Source organism: Pseudomonas sp. JV449, from assembly GCF_032424295.1.
Taxonomy (GTDB): Bacteria; Pseudomonadota; Gammaproteobacteria; order Pseudomonadales; family Pseudomonadaceae; genus Aquipseudomonas; species Aquipseudomonas marginalis.
Window position 1 is genome coordinate 93,150 of sequence record NZ_VYKD01000010.1, and the last position, 21,932, is coordinate 115,081.

General features: G+C 60.1%; 25 protein-coding genes, 1 tRNA gene and 1 pseudogene. 15 read left to right on the plus strand and 12 right to left on the minus strand.

The genetic code is table 11. The features are described 5' to 3' along the window. Positions 1-88 precede the first annotated feature (88 nt). From F6S08_RS11005 to F6S08_RS11035, 7 genes are all read left to right on the plus strand, one after another. A complete protein-coding gene (locus F6S08_RS11005; RefSeq protein ID WP_065940713.1) occupies positions 89-343 on the plus strand; it encodes a YkgJ family cysteine cluster protein in 255 nt (84 codons plus the stop codon). A gap of 41 nt (positions 344-384) precedes the next feature. After that, positions 385-990, plus strand: a complete 606-nt coding sequence (locus tag F6S08_RS11010) for an START domain-containing protein (RefSeq protein ID WP_027603637.1) — start codon at positions 385-387, stop codon at positions 988-990. A 103-nt stretch (positions 991-1,093) separates the two neighbouring features. Next, entirely contained in the window at positions 1,094-1,330 is a 237-nt protein-coding gene (locus F6S08_RS11015; protein WP_027603638.1) for a hypothetical protein, read from the plus strand. Between the two features lie 213 nt (positions 1,331-1,543). Continuing rightward, positions 1,544-1,885 (plus strand): ribonuclease E inhibitor RraB, encoded by a 342-nt coding sequence (locus F6S08_RS11020; protein ID WP_015885395.1) that lies wholly within the window; start codon positions 1,544-1,546, stop codon positions 1,883-1,885. Between the two features lie 455 nt (positions 1,886-2,340). After that, positions 2,341-3,750, plus strand: coding sequence for a circularly permuted type 2 ATP-grasp protein (locus tag F6S08_RS11025; RefSeq protein WP_027603639.1), 1,410 nt, complete (start codon positions 2,341-2,343; stop codon positions 3,748-3,750). A 4-nt stretch (positions 3,751-3,754) separates the two neighbouring features. Further along, on the plus strand, positions 3,755-4,705 hold the full coding sequence (locus tag F6S08_RS11030; RefSeq protein WP_027603640.1) for an alpha-E domain-containing protein: 951 nt from the start codon (positions 3,755-3,757) through the stop codon (positions 4,703-4,705). Then, entirely contained in the window at positions 4,702-5,505 is an 804-nt protein-coding gene (locus F6S08_RS11035; protein ID WP_027603641.1) for a transglutaminase N-terminal domain-containing protein, read from the plus strand. Before F6S08_RS11030 ends, F6S08_RS11035 begins: the two co-directional genes overlap by 4 nt. A gap of 28 nt (positions 5,506-5,533) precedes the next feature. On the opposite strand, the gene F6S08_RS11040 is transcribed toward F6S08_RS11035, so the two are convergent. Next, entirely contained in the window at positions 5,534-6,340 is an 807-nt protein-coding gene (locus tag F6S08_RS11040) for a c-type cytochrome (protein WP_137212058.1), read from the minus strand. 639 nt (positions 6,341-6,979) lie between these two features. Here F6S08_RS11040 and F6S08_RS11045 point away from each other — a divergent pair. From F6S08_RS11045 to F6S08_RS11055, 3 genes are all read left to right on the plus strand, one after another. Then, on the plus strand, positions 6,980-8,185 hold the full coding sequence (locus tag F6S08_RS11045) for an acetyl-CoA C-acetyltransferase (protein ID WP_065924811.1): 1,206 nt from the start codon (positions 6,980-6,982) through the stop codon (positions 8,183-8,185). Positions 8,186-8,200: 15 nt separating this feature from the next. Continuing rightward, complete coding sequence (locus F6S08_RS11050; RefSeq protein ID WP_315871583.1) at positions 8,201-10,345, plus strand: 3-hydroxyacyl-CoA dehydrogenase NAD-binding domain-containing protein; 2,145 nt, start codon at positions 8,201-8,203, stop codon at positions 10,343-10,345. 94 nt (positions 10,346-10,439) lie between these two features. After that, the gene (locus F6S08_RS11055) at positions 10,440-11,165 is read left to right on the plus strand and encodes an amidotransferase (RefSeq protein ID WP_027603645.1); all 726 of its coding nucleotides are present in this window, start codon (positions 10,440-10,442) and stop codon (positions 11,163-11,165) included. Here the strand turns inward: F6S08_RS11055 and F6S08_RS11060 are convergent. The 3 genes from F6S08_RS11060 to F6S08_RS11070 form a co-directional block, all read right to left on the minus strand. Next, the gene (locus F6S08_RS11060) at positions 11,162-12,133 is read right to left on the minus strand and encodes a magnesium and cobalt transport protein CorA (protein WP_027603646.1); all 972 of its coding nucleotides are present in this window, start codon (positions 12,131-12,133) and stop codon (positions 11,162-11,164) included. The genes F6S08_RS11055 and F6S08_RS11060 overlap by 4 nt on opposite strands. A gap of 139 nt (positions 12,134-12,272) precedes the next feature. Next, the gene (locus F6S08_RS11065) at positions 12,273-12,995 is read right to left on the minus strand and encodes a lysophospholipid acyltransferase family protein (protein ID WP_065924809.1); all 723 of its coding nucleotides are present in this window, start codon (positions 12,993-12,995) and stop codon (positions 12,273-12,275) included. Between the two features lie 212 nt (positions 12,996-13,207). Beyond that, the gene (locus tag F6S08_RS11070; protein WP_315871584.1) at positions 13,208-13,900 is read right to left on the minus strand and encodes a crotonase/enoyl-CoA hydratase family protein; all 693 of its coding nucleotides are present in this window, start codon (positions 13,898-13,900) and stop codon (positions 13,208-13,210) included. Between the two features lie 336 nt (positions 13,901-14,236). Here F6S08_RS11070 and F6S08_RS11075 point away from each other — a divergent pair. The 3 genes from F6S08_RS11075 (at position 14,237) to F6S08_RS11085 (ending at position 15,200) form a co-directional block, all read left to right on the plus strand. Further along, positions 14,237-14,326 (plus strand) — tRNA-Ser (locus tag F6S08_RS11075). A 178-nt stretch (positions 14,327-14,504) separates the two neighbouring features. Beyond that, on the plus strand, positions 14,505-14,738 hold the full coding sequence (locus F6S08_RS11080; RefSeq protein ID WP_074847473.1) for a DUF4160 domain-containing protein: 234 nt from the start codon (positions 14,505-14,507) through the stop codon (positions 14,736-14,738). 3 nt (positions 14,739-14,741) lie between these two features. Then, positions 14,742-15,200, plus strand: a complete 459-nt coding sequence (locus F6S08_RS11085; RefSeq protein ID WP_074847472.1) for a DUF2442 domain-containing protein — start codon at positions 14,742-14,744, stop codon at positions 15,198-15,200. A gap of 50 nt (positions 15,201-15,250) precedes the next feature. On the opposite strand, the gene F6S08_RS11090 is transcribed toward F6S08_RS11085, so the two are convergent. The 6 genes and pseudogenes from F6S08_RS11090 to F6S08_RS11115 all read right to left on the minus strand — a co-directional run. Next, positions 15,251-16,291, minus strand: coding sequence for an EamA family transporter (locus F6S08_RS11090; RefSeq protein ID WP_315871585.1), 1,041 nt, complete (start codon positions 16,289-16,291; stop codon positions 15,251-15,253). Positions 16,292-16,353: 62 nt separating this feature from the next. Beyond that, on the minus strand, positions 16,354-16,689 hold the full coding sequence (locus F6S08_RS11095) for a hypothetical protein (RefSeq protein WP_074847470.1): 336 nt from the start codon (positions 16,687-16,689) through the stop codon (positions 16,354-16,356). Positions 16,690-16,780: 91 nt separating this feature from the next. Continuing rightward, positions 16,781-17,359: a DUF4337 domain-containing protein gene (locus F6S08_RS11100; RefSeq protein WP_137212069.1), complete on the minus strand. Its 579-nt coding sequence runs from the start codon at positions 17,357-17,359 to the stop codon at positions 16,781-16,783. A gap of 54 nt (positions 17,360-17,413) precedes the next feature. Further along, a complete protein-coding gene (locus F6S08_RS11105; RefSeq protein WP_065924798.1) occupies positions 17,414-17,779 on the minus strand; it encodes a DUF2784 domain-containing protein in 366 nt (121 codons plus the stop codon). 50 nt (positions 17,780-17,829) lie between these two features. Then, positions 17,830-18,156 (minus strand): helix-turn-helix domain-containing protein, encoded by a 327-nt coding sequence (locus tag F6S08_RS11110; protein ID WP_065946900.1) that lies wholly within the window; start codon positions 18,154-18,156, stop codon positions 17,830-17,832. Continuing rightward, positions 18,140-18,391: pseudogene (locus tag F6S08_RS11115) on the minus strand (type II toxin-antitoxin system RelE family toxin); the annotation flags it as partial. The gene F6S08_RS11110 and the pseudogene F6S08_RS11115, both read right to left, overlap by 17 nt. A 259-nt stretch (positions 18,392-18,650) precedes the next feature. Here F6S08_RS11115 and F6S08_RS11120 point away from each other — a divergent pair. Next, entirely contained in the window at positions 18,651-19,340 is a 690-nt protein-coding gene (locus F6S08_RS11120; protein WP_053132697.1) for an HAD-IA family hydrolase, read from the plus strand. Positions 19,341-19,388: 48 nt separating this feature from the next. Here F6S08_RS11120 and F6S08_RS11125 read toward each other — a convergent pair whose 3' ends face one another. Further along, a complete protein-coding gene (locus F6S08_RS11125; protein WP_027603657.1) occupies positions 19,389-20,135 on the minus strand; it encodes a 3-oxoacyl-ACP reductase family protein in 747 nt (248 codons plus the stop codon). Positions 20,136-20,260: 125 nt separating this feature from the next. On the opposite strand from F6S08_RS11125, the gene F6S08_RS11130 reads away from it, so the two are divergent. Then, positions 20,261-21,184: a LysR family transcriptional regulator gene (locus F6S08_RS11130; RefSeq protein ID WP_315871586.1), complete on the plus strand. Its 924-nt coding sequence runs from the start codon at positions 20,261-20,263 to the stop codon at positions 21,182-21,184. Positions 21,185-21,197: 13 nt separating this feature from the next. Here the strand turns inward: F6S08_RS11130 and F6S08_RS11135 are convergent, their stop codons facing one another. Then, on the minus strand, positions 21,198-21,926 hold the full coding sequence (locus tag F6S08_RS11135; protein WP_027603659.1) for an aspartate/glutamate racemase family protein: 729 nt from the start codon (positions 21,924-21,926) through the stop codon (positions 21,198-21,200). Between the last annotated feature and the right edge of the window lie 6 nt (positions 21,927-21,932).

A 21,932-nucleotide genomic window follows, 5' to 3' on the forward strand; every position in this document is an offset into this window, starting at 1 on the left:
AAACCCCTGTTAACCCATTTTAAAACGGCTGTTTAAGGGCGTACCCTAGCCCGGCCGTCCCTATTGAGTCGTCGAGGACCTGCTGGTCATGAATTGCCGTGAAGGCTGTGGCGCCTGCTGCATCGCCCCCTCCATCAGTTCGCCCTTACCCGGTATGCCCAATGGCAAACCGGCGGGCGAACGCTGCCTGCACCTGTCGGTCGAACAGCTGTGCCAACTGTTCGGCCGACCGGAGCGCCCGGCGGTGTGCAGTGATTTCAAGGCGGATATCGATGTCTGCGGCACCGACCAGGCCGATGCGATCCGGTTGATCGGCTGGTGGGAGCAGATGACGGCGGCTTGAGGGGCTTTACTATCGGAACTTCAACAATAAGGAATACGACAATGGGTTCGCTGAAACGAATGGCTGTGCTGTGCGGTTTTACGCTGGTATTTGCTGCCACTGCCCAGGCTGAGGATTGGCAGGTTGCCAAGGATGAAGACGGTATCAAGGTGTCCCTGAGCGAAGTCGCCGGCTCCAAATACAAGGCGTATCGCGGTGTGACCGTGATCAAGGCGCCTGTCGCCAGGATCCAGGCCCTGCAGGAAGATGTGGCCGGTGCCTGCTCGTGGATTCATGAGTGCAAATCCCAGAAGCTGGTGGACAAGAAAGGCGATGAGGCCTGGACCTACACCCAGTTCAAGGCGCCTTTCCCGGTGACCGATCGTGATTCATACATCCATGTCACCACCACCAAGGACGCCGACGGCAGCGTAACCCGCAAGCTGCAGGGCGTGCCGACCTACAAGCCCGAAGAAAAAGGCTACGTGCGTGTCGCTCAGGTCGAGGGCTTCTGGAAACTGGTCCCTAAAGGCGCCAATGAGACCGAAGTCACCTACCAGGTACACACCGAGCCAGGCGGCAGCGTGCCGTCGTGGCTGGCCAACAAGTTCGTGGTGGAAGCGCCGTTCAACACCCTGAAAGCCTTGAAGGAACACGCTGAAAAATAACTGTGCTTGATCCGGTGCTTCCTGACTTGAGTGGAACGTTTGCCGAGCCCTCAAGGTCCAGATAGAGGTAAGCCCACACATGGGTTTTATCGAGGAGGCACCGATGCAAAAGTGGCAGATTACCTTCGTTGATGATCACGGCGTACAGTCCGTGGAGCAGTTCACCTGCGAGCACAAGCCCAGCCTCGAAGATGCGGCACACATGATCCGCAACAAGCTGGTGCCCGTGGCCGCCGAACTGGACCTCAACGACCTTGAGGGCCGCAAGCCCGAGCCAACGGTCAAGATCCTCAAAGACCAGAACAGTATTCAAATCCTCGACATTTCTCCCGCCGCCTGAACATTTCCTGTATGCCATTCAAGCACCTCTGGTGGAGGTGATAGCTTCGCGCTACTCTGCAAGTGAGATCAGCGAATGAATCGCTAAGGTCTGGTCTTGTCAGCTACATGCTTGTTTTCCCGTGGTGATGTTGTTGCCGTGGTACCCGCGCCGTCAGCGCGCGGGCTTTGGGAAGCACGGAAAGTCTATCCATCGGTTTGAGGAGGACGTTTCATGAGCACAGCCTATCAAGAAGACATCAGCACCAACGTTCTGCGCCGCATGAAAGAAGGCGGCTTCGACTTTTCACGGTTCCACCCCATTGAGTTCTACGCCATTTTCCCGGATGAGGAACGGGCGCGCAGGGCTGCGGGTGAATTTCGTGGTGAGTCCCTGAATGCCCAGGTCAGTGCGCGCGACGATGGCGCCTGGTACCTGGAACTGAGCAAGATCATGTTTGCAACCTACGATGGCATAGGAGACTTCGAGCAAGACTTTGAAGCGGTGGTCGAGCCGCTGGGCGGAATCATCGAAGGTTGGGGCGTCAAGCAGGAGGTGCGTGGGTTACCCATGTAGCGCCATTGTATGAGCAACACAGCGTATCGGCTGACCCTGGGGTCGGCCGATTTTGTATGTGCTGTGTGAAAATTTCCGGAACTACCGTTGCCCTTTCCCGCACAAAAAAAAAGCCACCCGAAAAGGGTGGCTGAAAGGGAAGACCGAAGGAGCCGGTCAGTACACGAGCTTCAAGGTACCGAGTGCGGGATGGGTAAGGCTGTAGGACGTGTCCTGTTCAGCGGATGGGGAGAATTATCCGCAGGCTGGCACGGGCAGTGAAATCAACTCTGACTATGCTGTTGATAGCCAAAGCCTGCATTGCCATGAAGCGTGCGGCAGTGCAGTGGGGATTCTGCGCACCAGGACGGTGCGATCAGGTCTTTGCTTATATTCAACTCACTGATTTTTAAGTGTTTATGCCGCTGGCACGGGCCTTGCGATGGTTCTTGCGTCCGGGTGACAAGGAGTACGGCATGATCCGCACTTATTACGACGAAATGTACGATGGGGCAGGGCAGGTTCGCCCTCACTACCGCGAGTTCGCCCGCTGGTTGGCCGACACCCCCGCTGAACTGCTGGCCCAGCGCCGGCGCGAAGCCGACTTGCTGTTTCACCGTGCCGGGATCACCTTCACGCTTTACGGCGACGAGCAGGGCACCGAGCGCCTGATTCCGTTCGACACCATCCCCCGCAGCATTCCCGCCAGCGAATGGCGGATGGTCGAGCGTGGCTGCATCCAGCGGGTCAAGGCGCTGAACATGTTTCTCGCCGACCTCTATCACGAACAACGCATCATCAAGGCCGGGATCATTCCCGCCGAACAGGTACTGGCCAACGAGCAATACCAGTTGGCAATGCAGGGGCTGAACCTGCACCGCGACCTGTATTCCCACATCTCCGGAGTCGACCTCGTACGCGACGGCGACGGCACCTACTACGTGCTGGAAGACAACCTGCGTACACCCAGCGGCGTGAGCTACATGCTCGAAGACCGCAAGATGATGATGCGCCTGTTCCCCGAGCTGTTCGCGGCCCAGCGCATCGCGCCGATCGATCATTACCCCAACCTGCTGCTCGATACCCTGAAAAGCGCCAGCCCCCTGGATAATCCCAGCGTGGTGGTACTGACCCCGGGGCGCTTCAACAGCGCGTTTTTCGAGCATGCATTTTTAGCCCGGGAAATGGGTGTGGAGTTGGTGGAAGGCGCGGACCTGTTCGTACGCGATGACCGTGTGTTCATGCGCACCACCGACGGCCCCAAAGCCGTGGACGTGATCTACCGTCGCCTCGACGACGCATTCCTCGACCCGCTGGCCTTCAACCCGGACTCCATGCTCGGTGTGCCCGGCCTGCTGGCGGCGTACCGCTCGGGCAATGTGGTGCTGGCCAATGCCATCGGCACCGGGGTGGCGGATGACAAGTCGGTGTACCCCTTCGTCACCGAGATGATCCGTTTTTACCTGGATGAAGAACCGATCCTGCAGAACGTTCCCACCTTCCAGTGCCGTAAGCCCGACGAATTGTCCCACGTGCTGGCCAACCTGCCGGACCTGGTGGTGAAGGAAACCCAGGGCTCCGGCGGCTACGGCATGCTGGTGGGGCCAGCGTCCACGGCCGCGGAAATCGAAGCCTTCCGCGCGCGTATCAAGGCCAAGCCCCACGCCTATATCGCACAGCCAACCCTGTGTTTATCCACCTGCCCGACCTTTGTCGAAAACGGCATTGCGCCGCGCCATATTGATCTGCGCCCGTTCGTGTTGTCCGGCAAGGAAACCCGTGTGGTACCCGGCGGTTTGACCCGTGTCGCGCTGCGTGAAGGGTCGCTGGTGGTCAATTCGTCCCAGGGCGGCGGCACCAAAGACACTTGGGTGGTCGAGGACTGATGCCATGTTGAGTAGAACTGCCTCGGATTTGTACTGGATGTCGCGCTACCTGGAACGCGCGGAAAACCTCGCGCGCATGCTCGATGTCAGCTATTCGCTGTCGCTCATGCCCCAGGATGGGCGCGGTGATGGCCTGCATGAACTGGCCATGCCGCTGTTGATCACCGGCACGCTGGATGATTACCGCGAGCGCCACGGCGAATTGCACGCCGAACGCCTGTTGCATTTCTTCGCACTGGATGCGGCCAACCCGGCCAGCATCTACAGTTGTCTCGGTGCCGCGCGGGCCAGCGCCCATGCCGTGCGTGGGCGAATCACTGCCGACATGTGGGAAAACATCAACGCAACCTGGCTGGAGATTCGCGAAATCTCACAGCAGGGCCTCAGCCGCTACGGCATGAGCCGGTTCTGCGAGTGGGTCAAGGAGCGTTCCCATCTGTTCCGGGGGGCGACCTACGGCACCATTATGCGCAATGACGCCTTTCGTTTTATTCGGCTGGGTACGTTTATCGAGCGCGCCGACAACACCCTGCGGCTGCTGGATGCGCGCTATGAAATGGCCGGCGACCAGGCCGAAGCCGTTACCGATGGCACCGCCCACGCCTACTATCAATGGAGTGCCTTGCTGCGCGCGTTATCGTCGTTCGAGGCCTACACCGAGATCTACCGCGACGCCCCAGGTGCCCGGCAAGTCGCGGAGCTGTTGCTGTTGCGCGCCGATGTACCGCGCTCCCTGCGGGCCTGCAGCGAAGAGATCGACCAGATCCTCGCCAGCCTGCCCGGCATCAACGGCCGTCCGGCCCAGCGCCTGGCTGCCGAGATGGACGCGCGCCTGCGGTTTACCGCGATCGATGAAATCCTCGAGGAAGGCCTGCACGCCTGGCTGACCGACTTTATCCCCTTGGTCCGCCAGTTGGGCGACGCCATCTACAGTTCCTACCTGGAGGCCGCATGAGACTCTCCATCAGCCACGAAACCACCTACCACTACGAAGACCAGGTACGCGCCAGCATCCAGTACCTGCGCCTCACGCCCCACGACAGCGAGCGCCAGCATGTGCTCAGTTGGCAACTGGACCTGCCTCGCCCGGTGCGCGCGCAGATCGACCCGTTCGGCAACATCCTGCACGTGCTGACCCTGGACGAACCCCACGACGCCATCATCATTGGCGCCCGTGGCCAGGTGGATATCGATGAGCTGCGTGAGGCTGAACACGAGAGCCAGTCAGCCTTTCCGTTCCTGCGCTGCACCCGCCTGACCGAGCCCGACGACGCCCTGCGCGCCTTTGCGCAACAGCATTGCCACCAGCGTCGTGATCGCACGGCCCTGATCGACCTGATGCACGCCCTCAACCAGTCGATGGTCTACACGCCCGGCGCCACCGAAGTCGACACCTGCGCCGCCCAGGCCTTCGCAGGGCGGGCGGGGGTATGCCAGGACCATACCCATGCGTTCCTGGCCTGCGCGCGCAGCCTGGGCATTCCTGCGCGGTATGTGTCTGGGTATTTGTACACGGAAGACAGCACTCACCTGGCCAGCCACGCCTGGGCCGAAGCCTGGCTGGATGACGCCTGGTACAGCTTTGACGTGACCAACCAACTGGCCCGGCCGGAGCGGCATTTGAAACTGGCCGTGGGCCTGGACTACCTCGACGCTTGCCCGGTACGCGGCATGCGCCGTGGCGGAGGGCATGAGCAGATGCATGCCAAGGTGTTCGTGGCGCCGACGCCGGTGGTCCTGGTCCAGCAGCAATAACCCGCTCGCCACCGAGATCAGGCTGGGTTCAGGGGTGTTGTTTACGCCCCGCCATATGCTTCAAGTACCCCACCAGCAATTCCAGCTCGCTGTCAGGCAACACGCTGGCGGCGAACGCTGGCATCTTTGCCTGCGGCCAGTGCCTCAGGCTCTGCGGGTCGCGGATATAGCGCTTGATGAAGTCGCCGCTGAAATATTCCGTAGGGTTGTAGGGAACATTCAGGTCCGGCCCCACCTGTGCGTCGCCGGCGCCATTGAGGCGGTGGCAGGCCAGGCAGTTCTTCTGGAACAGCGCAAAGCCCTGGTTGACCGGATCATTCGCAGCCAGCGTCGGGTCGGGCAGCAGCGCCGGAAAACGTTCGGCCACCGTCTTCAACTGCTTGATCGCGCAGATCTGGAACGGCCACTGCTCCGGGCTGATATGCCCGGCCTGCGGATCGGTCCACACCAGGTAGAACGGCCCGGCACTCGGCTTGCCGTCTGCCAATGGGGGCCATGGGTGGGCCGGGTCTTCCACGGCCAGCCAGGCGCGGGCACCGTTTTTTTGCAGCAACGGTGCAGCCGTCAGTTCGGCGGCGAAGCCATCCAGGGCAACGGCTTGCAGATGATTATCGGGCTGTAGGCCCGGCAGGAGCACTGCCAGCGGTACTGCGCGATAGGTCATGTTGCGCTTGTAGGAAACGTCATCGACGACCTGCACTGTCTGCGCGTCCGGATGCTTGAGCAGGTCGGCGGTCTGCCAGGTCTTGCGGCTGTGATCCAGCTCGACGGTCAATTGCGCCGCCGAAGCGGGCAGGGCGAGCAACAAGGCAAGGAATGCGAAGATCGGTTTCAAGACGGCGGCCCCGTGTTAAGTGGCGATAGGGCCCACGATAGCGGAAAAGTGCAGATAAAAAGGCAGCCCCTGCAACAGGATCGCTATGCACGAAGTCCCGGCAGGTGCTGCCAAAAGCGGTAATCCTGAGGTAAGAACAGGCTCAAGAAGAGGTCACCCAATGACCTTGGTCAAGTTGGGCAAGATCAGAATCAATGTGGTGGCGAACAGAATAAGTCCTGCCTGACGTACTTTCGAATGTTTAAACATGGCTGACTGCCTTTTGTTGTTATTCCTGAGCGTCAAATGCGTGCCGTTGAATATGAGTATCGCAATGTGACGTGTCGCTTTTCTTACAGCTGCTCCAGCAAAACCCGGCAGCAACTTCTTACTGATTGAACCTTAGAGCCCTCGTTCTGCGCGGCTTAGACCCATTTCATATCACCTAATCAGCATTTCAGCTTAAAAAGGCATGAGGCATAACGCCATCTTGGCGCCAATGCCTTGGCTAGACAGCTAAAACGATTAATCCAGCAATTACCTTAGGTGCCTACCGTTCGTCCGAGCGTGGCGGTCAAAAGCAATGAGCGCATCCGTCATTGAAACCGTGTCAATCGGGCCTAAGGTAAGGGCATTACTGCGCAATGGTTCGAGGACGTCATGACCCAAGCTTTGATCTTTGATGCGATACGCACGCCCCGCGGCAAAGGCAAGGCCGACGGCGCCCTGCACAGCGTCAAGCCGGTAAACCTGGTGGCCGGCCTGCTCACCGCGCTGGGGCAACGCAACGACCTCGACACTCAACAGGTGGATGACATCGTGCTCGGCTGTGTCACCCCGGTGGGCGACCAGGGCGCCGACATCGCCAAGACCGCCGCCCTGGTGGCGGACTGGGCCGTCAGCGTCGCCGGTGTACAGATCAACCGCTTCTGCGCCTCGGGCCTGGAGGCGGTTAACCTCGGCGCGATGAAAGTGCGTTCCGGCTTTGAGGACCTGGTGGTGGTCGGCGGTGTGGAGTCCATGTCCCGCGTGCCCATGGGCAGCGATGGCGGGGCCTGGGTGCTCGACCCGCAGACCAACATGCACAGTCACTTCACGCCCCAGGGCATTGGCGCCGACCTGATTGCCACCCTGGAAGGTTTCACCCGCGAGGATGTCGATACCTTTGCCCTACAGTCCCAGCAGAAAGCCGCCAGGGCGCGTGCAGACGGTTCCTTCAACAAGTCGTTGATCGCGGTGCAGGACCAGAACGGCATCGTGCTGCTGGACCATGATGAATTCATTCGCGCCGATTCCACCCTCGAAGGCCTGGGCAAGCTCAAGCCCAGCTTCGAAATGATGGGGCAGATGGGCTTCGACGCCACCGCGTTGCGGGTCTACAGCCATGTGGAACGCATCCACCATGTCCACACACCAGGCAACAGCTCCGGCATTGTCGACGGTGCCGCATTGATGTTGATCGGCTCCGAAGCGAAGGGCCGCGAGCTGGGCCTGCAACCGCGGGCACGCATCGTTGCCACGGCGGTCACCGGTACCGACCCGACCATCATGCTGACCGGGCCGGCGCCGGCCACGCGCAAGGCCCTGGCAAAGGCAGGTTTGCACGTGGAGGACATCGACCTGTTCGAGGTCAACGAGGCCTTTGCCTCGGTGGTGCTCAAGTTCATCAAGGACATGGGCATCGACGCCGCGCGCGTCAACGTCAACGGCGGCTCCATCGCCATGGGCCACCCGCTGGGCGCCACGGGCTGCGCGATCCTCGGCACCCTGCTCGACGAACTGGAGGTGCGCCAGCAGCGCTACGGCCTGGCCACCCTGTGTGTTGGCGGCGGTATGGGCATCGCCACCGTTATCGAACGCCTCTGAGCCAAGGAAGTTGTCATGACCGATGCCATTCGTTACGAAAAAGGCCAGGACCAGATCGTGGTGCTGACCCTCGACATGCCCGGCCAGAGCGCCAACACCATGAACGCCGCGTACCGTGAGGCAATGGCGGCCACCGTCGCACGCCTGCAGGCGGAAAAGGACGACATTGCCGGCGTGGTTATCACCTCGGCGAAGAAGACCTTTTTCGCCGGCGGCGACCTCAATGAACTGATCAAGGTCGACAAGGCCCACGCCCAGGATTTCTACGACAGCGTCCTGGTGTTGAAGGCGCAACTGCGCAGCCTGGAAACCCTCGGCAGGCCGGTGGTGGCCGCCGTCAATGGCGCAGCCCTCGGCGGCGGTTTGGAGATCTGCCTGGCGTGTCACTACCGCGTCGTGCTGGATGACAAGTCGGTGCAACTCGGTTTGCCGGAGGTCACCCTTGGCCTGCTGCCAGGCGGCGGTGGCGTGGTGAGGATGGTGCGCATGCTTGGGCTGGAAAAGGCCTTGCCGTATTTGCTCGAAGGCAAGAAAGTCCGGCCCCAGCAAGCGCTGCAAGCCGGGTTGGTCGATGAGCTGGCGGCGGATCGCACTGAGCTGCTGGCCAAATCCCGCGCATGGATTCTCGCCAATCCGCAGGCCAGGCAGCCGTGGGACAACAAGGCCTATCAGATTCCCGGTGGTACGCCGTCTCACCCGAAAGTGGCGCAAATGCTCGCCATCGCACCGTCGATTTTGCGCAGCAAAACCAACGGCTGCTTTCCGGCCCCGGAGAAAATCCTCTGCGCCGCCGTGGAAGGCGCGCAGGTGGATTTCGATACCGCGCACGTGATCGAAACCCGCTACTTCACCGAATTGGTCACCGGGCAGGTGGCGAAAAACATGATGGGCACCTTCTGGTTCCAACTCAATGAAATCAACGCCGGCAGCTCGCGGCCTCAGGGCTTTGCACCTTACGTGACGCGTAAGGTCGGGGTGCTCGGCGCCGGGATGATGGGCGCAGGCATCGCCTATGTCAGTGCCTGCGCCGGTATCGATGTGGTGCTCAAGGACATCAACCTGACGGCCGCCGAGAAGGGCAAGGCGCATTCGACGGCGCTGTTGGACAAGAAGGTCAGCCGTGGGCAATTGACCTCTGAGCAGCGCGAAACCACCCTCGCGCGGATTCATCCTACGGCTTCGGATGCTGATCTGGCCGGCTGTGACCTGATCATCGAGGCCGTGTTCGAAGACCGTGAACTCAAGGCCAAGGTCTCGGCTGCCGCACACAATGTGGTCGGCGCCGACGCGGTGATCGCCTCCAACACGTCTACCTTGCCCATCAGCGGCCTGGCCACGGCGGTGCCGGATCAAGGCAAGTTCATCGGCCTGCATTTCTTCAGCCCGGTGGACAAGATGCCCCTGGTGGAAATCATCAAGGGCGCCCGCACTTCGGACGAAACCCTGGCCCGGGGGTTCGATTTCGTCCTGCAAATCAAGAAAACTCCGATCGTGGTCAACGACAGTCGCGGGTTCTTCACCTCGCGGGTGTTCGGCACCTTCACCCATGAAGGCATCGCCATGCTCGGCGAAGGCGTGGCTGCGCCGATGATCGAGACCGAGGCGCGCAAGGCGGGTATGCCGGTGGGGCCGCTGGCGGTGTCCGATGAAGTGTCCCTCAGCCTGATGAGCCATATCCGACAACAGGCTGCCAAGGATCTGCAGGTTGAAGGTAAAACAGTCCCAAGCCATCCGGCCACGGTGGTAATTGATCTGTTGGTGAACGAGTACAAACGCGCGGGCAAGGCGGCGGGGGGAGGTTTCTACGAGTACCCGGCGGGCGGGCAGAAGCATTTGTGGCCTGAATTGAAAGCGCGCTTTGAGCGAGCCGACCAGCGCATTTCAGCGCAGGATGTGCGCGACCGTTTGCTGTTTATCCAGGCCATCGAGACCGTGCGCTGCGTGGAGGAGGGCGTGTTGATGTCCACCGCGGATGCCAACGTGGGGTCGATCTTCGGGATCGGTTTTGCCGCCTGGAGTGGTGGCGCGTTGCAGTTTATCAACCAGTACGGCCTCAATGACTTCATCGCCCGCGCCCGCTACCTGGCCGAACAGTATGGGGAGCGGTTCTCGCCGCCGGCGTTGTTGCTCGACAAAGCTGCGCAGAACACGACCTTCTGACGGTTTTGGGCATGTACAGGGCTTGCCTTGTCAGGGTATTTCAAGGCAGGCTCTGGGGTGTGCATTATTCCCATCACCGTGTCAGGTATTTTTTATGTCGCTACGCGTCTGTATCCTGGAAACCGATATCCTGCGTCCAGGCTTGATCGATCAATACCAAGGCTACGGGCAGATGTTCAAGCGCCTGTTCTCCAAGCAGCCGATTGCCGCCGAATTCGTTGTGTACAACGTGGTGCAGGGCGAATACCCGTCGGACGACGAAGTGTTCGACGCCTACCTGGTGACCGGCAGCAAGGCCGATTCCTTCGGCACCGACCCCTGGATCCAGACCCTCAAGACCTACCTGCTCGAACGCTATGAGCGCGGCGACAAGTTGCTGGGCATCTGCTTCGGCCATCAATTGCTCGCGCTGCTGCTGGGCGGCAAGGCCGAGCGCGCCGGCCAGGGCTGGGGCATGGGCATTCACGATTACAAACTGGATACCAAGGCGCCGTGGATGAGCCCTGAAGTGCCAGAGCTGACGCTATTGATCAGCCACCAGGACCAGGTCACCACCTTGCCGGACAATGCCACGGTCATCGCCTCCAGCGAGTTTTGCCCGTTCGCCGCCTATCACATCGGCGACCAGGTGCTGTGCTTCCAGGGGCACCCGGAATTTATCCATGATTATTCCCGCGAGTTGCTGGAGATTCTTCAGACGACCCTGGGTGAAAAAGTCTACACAAACGGCGTCGCCAGCCTGGCGCGCGACCACCACGGCGTGACCGTGGCGGAATGGATGATGCGCTTCGTGGCGCACAAGCCTGAGGCCCGGGTTTAAAGCCAGCCCGAGCGCTTGAAACTGGCCCACAAGCCCGTGCAACCGAACGCAATAAACCCGAGCACTGCAAAATAGCCGTAGTGCCATTGCAGCTCGGGCATGTTCTGGAAGTTCATCCCATAAATCCCCGCCACCGCGGTGGGGAACGCCAGGATTGCCGCCCACGCGGCAAACTTGCGCTGCACCACGCTCTGGCGCGACGCTTCGAGCAATACACCGATCTCGATGGTCTGGCTGGCGATATCGCGCAGGGTGGTGAGGTCTTCCATCTGCCGCGTGACGTGGATCTGCACGTCACGGAAATACGGGCGCATGTTCTTGTCGATAAACGGGAAGCTCAGCTTCTGCAGTTCCTGGCTGATCTCCACCATCGGCGCCACATAGCGCTTGAGCCGCAGTACATCGCGGCGCAGGCCATGGATCTTCTGGATATCGCGCTCGCTCAGCGAGCTGCACAGCACGTTGTGCTCCAGTTCATCGATCTCGGCGTGGATCGCCTCGCTGACCGGCTGGTAGTTCTCGGTGACAAAGTCCAGCAGGGCATAGAGTACGAAATCTTCCCCATGCTCCAGCAATAGCGGCCGCGCCTCACAGCGTTGCCGAACAAAGCCGTAGGACGCCGAATGGCCGTTACGCGCAGTGATGATGTAGCCGTTGCCGGCGAAGATATGGGTCTCGATAAACTCCAGCTTGCCGTTCTCGCGCACCGGTGAATAGGTGACGATAAACAGTGCGTCGCCGAAGGTTTCCAGCTTGGGGCGGCTGTGTTTTTCCAGGGCATCTTCGATGGCCAGTTCATGCAGGTTGAACTGGCGTTGCAGGTTGGCCAGCTCCTGCGCGTTGGGCTCTTCCAGGCCGATCCACACAAAATGCCCGGGTTTGGCGGCCCAGGCCGCGCCTTCGTCGAGGGTGATATCAGTGACTTTCTTTCCGGCGCTGTACACGGCGGCCGCAACAACTCTACCCATGGTGCTGATCACTTCTTATTAGGAGGACAGGTGTTGGGCAGCTTAGCTTGAATGACGTTCCGTTGCGGCGTTTGCAGGTGCTCGCTTTTTGTGACGAGCAAGCTTGTTTGCGTGGGGGGCCAGGCCCCTCGGAAGGTGTTCAGGCAGATTGCACGTCGCGATCCATCGCAGCAATGCACTCATCCATCTGCGCCTGACAGGTCTGCATCAACTGCGGGATGTCATCCGAAGTCAGGCCCGCAGTAGGAACCGGCGGCAACGAACGTATGAGCACATCACCGCTGTTCCAGCGATTGAGCTTCATATGGGTGACGTAATTGCTGACACACACCGGCACGATGGGCACGCCAGCGGCGATGGCCATATGAAACGCGCCTTTCTTGAACGGCAACAGGCCTTTGCCCAGGTTGCGCGTGCCTTCCGGAAACACCCAGATCGACGTGTCCTGATGCTGCAACGTATGAGTGGTGGTGAGCATCGCGCGACGTGCCTTGTGCGCATTGCCGCGGTCGATCAGCACATTGCCCGCCAGCCAGAACAACTGGCCGAACAGCGGTACCCATTTCAGGCTCTTTTTGGCGATACACACAGTGCGATGGGGCACCACGGTGCCCAGCACAAACAGGTCATAGTTGGACTGGTGGTTGGCGATGATCACACACGTACCAGGCTTGTTGCGCAGGGAGTCTACATCGGTCTTCACCTTCAGCCGCAGGATCCACATGGCCGGCAGCGCATAGAGACGCGCACACAAGCGGCTGTTGTCCGGGTTGAACGGCCGGCAGGCCCCGAGCAGCACGCCCAGTACACCGGCCACCATAAAGTGCAGGCCCATCAATAACATGCGTAACAGAAAAAGCATCGACACGGCCCATCGGGATAAAAGGTGGCGCAGTGTACGGATGTGCACTGAATTCGGCAATTACCCGTAAAGAGGTAGGAGATAGGCGATGTTTAAGCACATGTTTCAACATGTGCCGATATAGGCAGGCTAGAGTGGCTAAAGATGTTTCGGATTCATTTGTACGAAAAAGCCCGACGCAAGGTCGGGCTTCGATGTTTCGGTTGTAGGGCTTAACTCAGGATATGCCCCTGATCCTGGATGATTGCCTCATCCAACGCCTCCAGCAGCGCCTTACGCACCTTCAGCTTGGTGTGCTTATGGGCGTTCATATTCAGCTTCTTCAACTGACGTGCCGCTTCCAGCGCCGCCGCCTGCAGCTCTTCAGGTGCCACCACCTTGTCGAGGAAACCGGCCTGCAATGCGCCTTGCGGGTCAAACATCTCGGCATTGATCACCGACCGATGAAACGCCGACTTACGCAGACGGTCCCGCGCCAGCTCGATACCGGCGTGGTGCATGGTCATGCCGATCGCCACCTCATTCAGGCCAATGCTGAACGGGCCTTCCACCCCAATCCGATAATCCGCCGACAACAACAGGAACGCACCCTTGGCCACCGCATGCCCAGGGCACGCCACAATCACCGGGAACGGGTGCGACAACAGGCGACGCGCCAACGTCGAACCCGACGTCACCAGGCCGATGGCTTCTTTAGGGCCGGCTGTCATTACCTTCAAGTCATAACCACCCGACAGGATCCCCGGCGTGCCGGTGATGATCACCATCGCCCGATCTTTCTCGGCCTGGTCCAGCGCTGTATTAAACGCACTGACCACATCCGGAGAAATGGCATTCACCTTGCCGTTGCTCAGGGTCAGGGTCGCGATACCGTCTTCGAGGTGGTAAGCAATCAACTCACTCATGACGCGGTTCCTTGTAGGATTTGTTATAGAGAGGCTGTTTATAGGGGCGCATGCGCAGACGTTACCCACCACGCCCGCCCCGGTAAAGCGCCGTGACTGACTACCCAGTCAGACTTTCCCCGCAGGGAGAGCACTGGAAGGCCTGGGGCAGGGCGCAACACCGACCCCAGACCCAGGCCGCCCATGCCCAAGAATGGCAGAATCACCACCCCTTGTCGGGCGACTACCGGCATAGCCGTCTAACCGCATGAAAATTCTGAAAAAAACCTTTGCCATCAGAAAGGCTTTCGACTACATTAGCGCGCCTCGACAGACTGAACTGGTTTGACGAGATACGGTGAAGTGTCCGAGTGGCTTAAGGAGCACGCCTGGAAAGTGTGTATACAAGAAATTGTATCGAGAGTTCGAATCTCTCCTTCACCGCCAAATTTGATGTAAACAAAACCCCTGGTTTCGAAAGAACCCAGGGGTTTTGTGATTTCAGGGGTTTGAAAAACTAACCTCCACAGATCTTCGCGGTCTGGAGGTATGGCTAAAAATTTCAGTTTTGATGTTCTAATAGGCCGGTTATGCTAGGGAGAAAATTTCTCTAGCATCTGATTACGTGGCTACCTTACACGCTGAACGAAACTGGAAAATAAAAATCTATCCTGACGATCACGCGCCGCCGCACTTTCACGTGCAGACGCCGGATGGTGAGTCGCTGGTTCAGATAGAAGGGCTTGTCGTGCTCGGTATAGGTGCCGAAACGAAAGCTTTGAAAGCCGCCCTGCTTTGGGCAAAAGCCCATATCGCTGATCTCAAGCGCGTATGGGATGAACAAAACCGGAGGAACTGACTTATGGCCAGCAAGCTTCGCATCTCTGCTGTGCAACCAGTTGCCGGCAAGCATGCCTTAGAGATCGAGTGGCACAACGGTAAGCGGCACACCGTTGATCTCACTGATCATATAAATAATTTCTCGGTCCTCGAGCCTCTCTTGGATTTGGCGTTATTCGGCCAGGCCCAAGTAGGTGAGTGGGGGTTTGATGTGGCATGGGGCAGTGACCTCGAAGTGTCGGCCGTTACGTTGCATCGTCTGGCATTGGAGCAGTCTGGTGAGGTCATGCTGACGCAGGATTTCAGAAAGTGGATGCTCACCAACAATTTGTCTCTTTCTGCGGCGGCGGTAGAACTCGGCTTCTCGCGCAGGACTATCACGGCGTATAGCAGCGGTGCTGCCTTGATTCCCAAGCACGTAGGGTTGGCGTGTAAGGGATGGGAATATGAGCATAAAGGTCACGCAGGTCATCACGCTTGAATGGCCTGTATGTCAAAAGAAGGGCGGCCTATAGCGCCGCCCTAATACATTCAATGCCGATGCCGATGATGCACATCCGGAAAATGCGCATGGCTGTGCCTCAGCGGACTGTGCACATGCACATGGCTATGGGGTTCCGCCGAATCCCACTCAAACCCGTGCTCATGCTGATGATGTTCATCATGCACATGCCGATGCCCGTGTTCCGTCGCGTCATGCTGATGTTCATGGGCATGCCGTTCCGTCAGGTGCGGCCAAACCCCCACGGCCATCAACGCTGAGGCAATCCAGAACGCCAGCGTCACTGACTCACCCAACAACAGCACCGCAATCGCAGCACCCAGGAACGGCGCGGTGGAAAAATAGGCTCCCGTGCGTGCGCTGCCCAGTCCGCGCAACGCCAGCACGAACATCACCAGGCTGATGCCATAGCCCAGAAAACCCACCAGCAAGATAGGCGCAAGCTGCGCCATGCCCGGGATCTGCGCCCCGAGATAAAGCGCCAACCCGCCATTCACCAGCCCCGCAATCAACCCCTTGGCCCCGGCGATAAACAGCGCGTCCGACGCAGACACCTTGCGTGTCAGATTGTTATCAATCCCCCAGCACAGGCACGCCACGGCAACTGCCAGCGGCCCCGTCCAGTCATGGCTTGTGCCACCGCCGTCGGCCCCCGACAACAGCACGCCGCCCAGCACGATGGCGATCATCCCCAGGACGATGCGACGGTCGGCGTTTTCCCTGAACACGACCCAGGCGATAACGGCGGTCAGCACCGATTCCAGGTTGAGCATCAGGGAGGCGGTGGCGCCAGCGGTGCGGGTCAGGCCGAACATCAACGCGACGGGCCCGAGGATGCCGCCGAATGCGATGGCGCCGAGTAGCCAGGGCCATTCCGAAGGGGTTAGCCCGGAGGGTTTCCAGCCGCGATCACGAATAACGCGCACACCAGCGAGGCCAACGCCACTGCCAAGATAGAGCAGGCCGGCGAGCAGCACGGGCGAGAGGCCCAGGCCGAGGTGTTTGGCGAGCGGGGTGCTGGCGCCGAACAGGGCGGCGGCGGCGAGTGCATAGAGGATACTGAGGTTCATGGGCCATCCTCGAAAGGTTGGCCCATGATACGGCGCGGGCTCAGTTGAAAGCCCGAGCGATTTTACTGCGCGGTTTTCAGCTTGATCACATCACCGGAAATCTTGGTGGTGTAACCGCTGAGCACCCAGGCCCAGAACCAGTTTTCCTGCACTTGGGTGTTGATCAGCGCATCGCCGCCTTTTGCCTTGATGGCGGCGTCCTGGGCGCGCACGAAACGGCTGTTCTGGCCGATCGGGATCACGCCGAACAGCATGATGCCGGTGGCGCTGGCTTCGCTGTGACCCAGCACGGTGTACTGGCTGCTGTCGTATTGCGGGGTTTTGATGGCGGTGCCGGTGCAACCTGCGAGGGTGAAACCGAGAACGGCTGCTGCAACCACTTTACTGATGTACTTCACTGGGAAACTCCATGGACTAAAGCCCGAGATTCAATTCTCGGGGGCTGCACTTTAATCGCCCCGGCAAGGGATTGAAATCAATCTTCCCCTGTCAGATATGCAACCACGCCAGGCTACCTAACACCACCGCCACACCCGCCGCCGCATAGGACATGCGCTTCAACCATTCCCTTCTCGTCAACAACGTAATCGCCGCCAGCGAAATCGCGATCTGAATCGCGGTCATCGCCTGGGCCCAACGATGGTGCTGGTGCAGGGCCTGCTCGGATTTTTCATCCCATTCCTTTGAGGTCGCCTCTAGTTTCTCCGCTTGCTTGCGTACCTCTTCCTTCTGGCTTTTGTAGCGCTCGATCTCATCCTTGTAATGGGCGGCATCCACACCGGGAATATGGGTCGCGAGTTCCGCCAGGTTCTGCCGGCTGGACTTGGCCTGGTAGTAGTTCCACTGGTTGGCGGCTTCGGTCTTGATGATGGCCGCGTTGTTCTTGTCCATCGCCGCTTCGCTCTCGGTGGAGCCGGCCTGGTAGCTGAGCATGGCGCCAAGGGTGGCCATCAGTGCGGTCATGACGGCGATGCGACTGGCGAAACTGTCGCCGTGGACGTGGGCGTGTTCGGTGGTGTGTTCGAGGTGTTTTTCGTGGGGGCTGGGGACTTCGAAGGCTTCGGACATGGTGGCGCCGGTGAAGGGACTGAGGGAGTCTGATTCTTCACCAGTGAAGCTGTCTCAAGCCTGTACGTAACGCCGGATCAAGCGCACATACACCGCAATATTGATCGCCAGCACCAATGCGCCCAGGCCCAGCTGGATCTGTGGCGTCAGCCCGGCCGGGTAGATCAGTGTGAGGATGTAATGCTCGATAAACCCACCGCCATAACCGTCCTGCCCGGCGAGGTGGCGGAACAGGTTTTCCCAGCGGGTCAGCGGGCAGGGCAGGTGGAACACTTCGACCGCCACGCCCCACGCAGCGGCGGGCAAGTGCAGCCAGATAACCGGGCGCCATTTCAGCGCCAGCAGCCCACCAAACAGTACGAACAGGATGAAGCACAGGTGGAACAGCACGAGGCTGTCTGCGGCTAGACGATAGAGCATGTTTGGTTTCGCTTTTAGGTGACTGAAGGCGCGGACTGTCCCGTTTGAGGCTATAGCTCCAGTTGAACGGCGTTGATGCCAAATGCCTTGGCAATCTTTTCCCGCGTCGTCCGGCGAGGTTTGTTCACCGCCTCTTGCTGTGCAAATGCGGATTGGGAAATGCCCAGGCGTTGGGCGACTTCTTCCTGGGTCAGGTTCAGGTGTTCGCGCCAGGCTCGGATCGGAGTGGCTCCATCTACCAGGCGGCTGACCACCGCGTGGGGAATGAGGTTTGGATCGTTCTGCCGGGCCAGATAGTGTTCATAAGGGATCACCACGAAGGCTGGCTTGCCCTCCGTATTGTGGATGATCTGTATGGCAGTAGGTTCGCTCGTCACGTTTCTTGACCTCTTGAATGCTGACTACCTGGATATTGCCGTCCCAGTCGAAAAGGACTCGGTAATGACCCACCCTTAATCGGTAACCGTGGGGGTGGTTGACCAACGCCTTGACGTTGACTGCCTCGGGCATGCGTTCAAGCGCGAAGACGGCATCGCGTACTTGTTGTTGATGATACGAATGCAATCGAAGCAATTGCTTGACGGCTTTTCGGGTCCAGTGGATTGAGTTCATCAGAGGTTAATAAGTCTTTTATAAGGTTTGCAAGGGGTATTTTTCAAAGGAGAGCTATCGGCCGAACGCTCTGTTCCTACAAACCCTAGACGGCCGCATCGCAGGCGGGCGGGTAAAACTGCTGCCCGGTATGAATCACTGATCGCACACAGACTGCAATCCTGTGCCGGCTCAATACCTGGCCGCGAAGGTTGCTTGCAGGTAACCCAGGCCGTTATTGTGCTGAATCCATTTAGTCCTTCTTCCAGGGTTTGTAGTGATGAATGCACCGCGTACCGCAGTCGGTCCGATCAAGGCCGTGATTTTCGATATGGACGGGTTATTGCTGGATACGGAAGGCATCTACACCGAAGTCACGCAGATCATCGCTGAACGCTACGGCCGAACCTACGACTGGGGCATCAAGCAGCACATCATCGGGCGCGGTGCCCAGGATTTGGCCGACTATGTGGTCAAGGCGCTGGACCTGCCGATTACCCCGGCTGAATTCCTCGAAATTCGCGAACCGCTGATGAGCGAGCGCTTTCCCAAGGCCTTGGGCATGCCTGGCGCGGAAGCTCTGGTGCGGCACTTGAAGGCGCACAACATTCCGATTGCCGTGGGCACCAGTTCGTCGCGCAATTCGTTTGGCCACAAAACCACCTTGCACCGCGAGTGGTTTGGTTTGTTCGACACCATCGTCACCGCTGACGACCCGGAAGTCGGTGCCGCCAAGCCGGCGCCGGACATCTTCCTCACCGCTGCACGCCGCTTGGGCGTTGCCCCGGAGGATTGCCTGGTGTTCGAGGATTCGCCGTTTGGTGTAACGGCTGCGAAGGCCGCCCATATGACCGCGATCGCCGTCCCTGATGAAGCCATGGCCGACAGCAAGTACCAGCATGCCGACCAGATCATCCGCAAGCTTGCGGACTTCGACCTGGCGGCCTATGGCCTACCCCCCATCTCCTGAACCAACAAGGTCAACAGGTGGGAGGGGGCAAGCCGCTCCCACATTGGGTTATGCGCTGAAGCCACCATCGATAGTCAGGCTGGCACCGGTGATATACCCCGCTTCCGGCCCGGCCAGATATGCCACGAAACTGGCAATCTCTTCCACGTGCCCGTAACGGCCCACCGCCATCAACCCGATCAGGCTCTCGGCAAAATCACTGTTTGCCGGGTTCATATCGGTGTCCACCGGCCCAGGTTGCACGTTGTTGATGGTGATGCCGCGCGGCCCCAGGTCCCGCGCCAAACCCTTGGTCAAACCGACCAGCGCCGCCTTGCTCATTGCGTACGGGCCACCACCGCCAAACGGCATGCGCTCGGCATTGGTGCTGCCGATGTTGATCACCCGGCCACCTTCACCCATATGCCTGGCGGCTTCCTGGGTGGCGATAAACACGCTGCGCACGTTGATCGCCAGGGTCTGGTCGAAGTCTTCCAGCTTGAAGTCTTCCAGCGGTGCAATGGCCAGCACGCCGGCGTTATTCACCAGGATGTCCAGGCGGCCGAAGGCTTCCACGGTGGCGTTGACCGCGTTGCGGATCGCAGTGGCATCGGCGCTGTCGGCGTGGATCGCCAGGGCTTTGCCGCCTTCGCTGATCACGCTGTGCTGCAGGGCTTCAGCCTTGGCGGCCGAGCTGACGTAGGTAAAGGCAACGGCTGCACCCTGTGCTGCCAGGCGCTTGACGATGGCGGCGCCGATGCCGCGGGAACCGCCTTGGATCAAGGCGACTTTGCCGCTGAGGTTGTGTGTGGTCATGTCGATCTCCTGGTCATTCAAGGCGCAATGCCCTGTTGTTGGAGCCGAGTATCGACCTCGCTCGCCGCTGCCGGTAGACCGTGATTGCTATAGTCTGTGTAAACTAAAAGTTTAGAGTGGGCGTTATGGAAAGCTTTGGCAGTATCGAATGCTTTGTGCGCAGCGCCGAAGGCGGCAGCTTTGCCGAGGCGGCCCGGCACCTGAGCCTGACCCCGGCGGCGGTCGGCAAAAGCGTCGCCAAGCTGGAGGTGCGCCTCGGCGTGCGGCTGTTCCAGCGCAGCACCCGGCGTCTGGCCCTGACCGAAGCCGGCAAGTTGTTCCTGGTCGAAGTCAGCGGCAGCCTCACCACCATCCAGAATGCCGTGGCTAACCTGGCCAGCGCCGAAGGCCGGCCGGTGGGCACGCTCAAGGTCAGCATGGGCACCGTGTTTGGCAATCGCTACGTGGTGCCGTTGCTGGGGGCGTTCATGGCGCGCTTTCCGGATATCAGCCCGGACTGGCATTTCGACAACCGCCAGGTGGACCTGATCGGCCAGGGCTTCGATGCCGCCATCGGTGGCGGTTTTGAGCTGCCCCAAGGGGTGGTGGCGCGCAAGCTGGCGCCGGCGCATCGGGTGTTGGTGGCCTCGCCGGATTACCTGGCGCAGCGCCCGCCGGTGCGCGAGCCCGAAGACTTGTCGCGCTGCAAGGGCATTCTGATCCGCTCGCCGCAAACCGGGCGTATCCGGTCCTGGCAATTGACCAGTGTCGCGCGCGAACACCGCCCGCTGGTGCTCAAGCCCGGCATGACCATGAGCGACTCCGAAGCCGCCTGCTGTGCCAGCGCCCAGGGCCTGGGGATTGCGCTGGTGAGCATGCCCATGGCCGTGCCGTTCCTTGACAGTGGCGCGGTGGTGCGCGTGTTGCCCGGCTGGTGTGTCGACGACGGCAATATTTCCATCTACTACGCGGAGCACAAACTGCTGCCCGGCAAGACCCGGGCGTTTGTGGATTTCATCATCGAGCAGTTTGCCGAGAAGAAGCTGGGCCAGAGGTTCAGCGCAATCTGAAACCAGGTGCCGGTCAGCGGCCGAACCGAGTCGGCCAGCCAATCACCTGCTTCGGCCGTGGCGTCGCGTAAGTGCGGATCTTCGACGTCGACAACCCTAGTCGCACCAGGGATTCGGCAATGGTCACCGCCGCCGTCACCCCATCCACCACCGGCACGCCGGTGCGCTGGCGAATCTGCTCATCCAGCCCGGCCATGCCGCCGCAACCCAGGCAGATCACTTCGGCCTTGTCCTCGCGGATGGCCAGTTCCGCCTGGCGCACGATGGCTTCCATGGCGGCCAGCGGGTCTTCCTCCAGTTCCAGCACCGCCATGCCGCTGGCGCGCACCGAGGCGCAGCGCTGGTACAGGCCGGCGAGTTTCAGGCGGTCTTCGATCAGCGGCACGGTGCGGTCCAGGGTGGTGACCACGGAGTAGGCGTGGCCCAGGAACATTGCGGTGCTGGCCGCCGCTTCGGTGATGTCCACCACCGGCACATTCAGCAACTCCTGCAAGCCTTCCCGGCCGTGCTCGCCGTAGCCGGCCTGGATCACCGCATCGAACGGTTGGTCGTAGGCCATCACCCGGTCCATCACGGCGATGGCGGCCAGGTAGCTTTCAAAGTTGCCCTCCACCGATTCCGCGCCGAAGTAGGGCGTGAGCCCGACAATCTCGGTGCCCGGCGAGGCCACGGACCGCGCCTGTTGAGCGATGGTTTCAGTGATGGATTCGGTGGTGTTGACGTTGACCACGAGGATACGCATGGAAGG

What these genes read in the sequence shown, in the direction of transcription:
- F6S08_RS11130 (WP_315871586.1), top strand. Translation starts at nt 20,261, where the DNA reads ATGGAAAGCTTTGGCAGTATCGAATGCTTTGTGCGCAGCGCCGAAGGC.
- F6S08_RS11100 (WP_137212069.1), bottom strand. Translation starts at nt 17,359, where the DNA reads ATGTCCGAAGCCTTCGAAGTCCCCAGCCCCCACGAAAAACACCTCGAA.
- F6S08_RS11010 (WP_027603637.1), top strand. Translation starts at nt 385, where the DNA reads ATGGGTTCGCTGAAACGAATGGCTGTGCTGTGCGGTTTTACGCTGGTA.
- F6S08_RS11060 (WP_027603646.1), bottom strand. Translation starts at nt 12,133, where the DNA reads ATGGGTAGAGTTGTTGCGGCCGCCGTGTACAGCGCCGGAAAGAAAGTC.
- F6S08_RS11005 (WP_065940713.1), top strand. Translation starts at nt 89, where the DNA reads ATGAATTGCCGTGAAGGCTGTGGCGCCTGCTGCATCGCCCCCTCCATC.
- F6S08_RS11135 (WP_027603659.1), bottom strand. Translation starts at nt 21,926, where the DNA reads ATGCGTATCCTCGTGGTCAACGTCAACACCACCGAATCCATCACTGAA.
- F6S08_RS11090 (WP_315871585.1), bottom strand. Translation starts at nt 16,291, where the DNA reads ATGAACCTCAGTATCCTCTATGCACTCGCCGCCGCCGCCCTGTTCGGC.
- F6S08_RS11050 (WP_315871583.1), top strand. Translation starts at nt 8,201, where the DNA reads ATGACCGATGCCATTCGTTACGAAAAAGGCCAGGACCAGATCGTGGTG.
- F6S08_RS11045 (WP_065924811.1), top strand. Translation starts at nt 6,980, where the DNA reads ATGACCCAAGCTTTGATCTTTGATGCGATACGCACGCCCCGCGGCAAA.
- F6S08_RS11070 (WP_315871584.1), bottom strand. Translation starts at nt 13,900, where the DNA reads ATGAGTGAGTTGATTGCTTACCACCTCGAAGACGGTATCGCGACCCTG.
- F6S08_RS11015 (WP_027603638.1), top strand. Translation starts at nt 1,094, where the DNA reads ATGCAAAAGTGGCAGATTACCTTCGTTGATGATCACGGCGTACAGTCC.
- F6S08_RS11035 (WP_027603641.1), top strand. Translation starts at nt 4,702, where the DNA reads ATGAGACTCTCCATCAGCCACGAAACCACCTACCACTACGAAGACCAG.
- F6S08_RS11105 (WP_065924798.1), bottom strand. Translation starts at nt 17,779, where the DNA reads ATGCTCTATCGTCTAGCCGCAGACAGCCTCGTGCTGTTCCACCTGTGC.
- F6S08_RS11085 (WP_074847472.1), top strand. Translation starts at nt 14,742, where the DNA reads ATGGCCAGCAAGCTTCGCATCTCTGCTGTGCAACCAGTTGCCGGCAAG.
- F6S08_RS11055 (WP_027603645.1), top strand. Translation starts at nt 10,440, where the DNA reads ATGTCGCTACGCGTCTGTATCCTGGAAACCGATATCCTGCGTCCAGGC.
- F6S08_RS11030 (WP_027603640.1), top strand. Translation starts at nt 3,755, where the DNA reads ATGTTGAGTAGAACTGCCTCGGATTTGTACTGGATGTCGCGCTACCTG.
- F6S08_RS11025 (WP_027603639.1), top strand. Translation starts at nt 2,341, where the DNA reads ATGATCCGCACTTATTACGACGAAATGTACGATGGGGCAGGGCAGGTT.
- F6S08_RS11065 (WP_065924809.1), bottom strand. Translation starts at nt 12,995, where the DNA reads ATGCTTTTTCTGTTACGCATGTTATTGATGGGCCTGCACTTTATGGTG.
- F6S08_RS11020 (WP_015885395.1), top strand. Translation starts at nt 1,544, where the DNA reads ATGAGCACAGCCTATCAAGAAGACATCAGCACCAACGTTCTGCGCCGC.
- F6S08_RS11125 (WP_027603657.1), bottom strand. Translation starts at nt 20,135, where the DNA reads ATGACCACACACAACCTCAGCGGCAAAGTCGCCTTGATCCAAGGCGGT.
- F6S08_RS11120 (WP_053132697.1), top strand. Translation starts at nt 18,651, where the DNA reads ATGAATGCACCGCGTACCGCAGTCGGTCCGATCAAGGCCGTGATTTTC.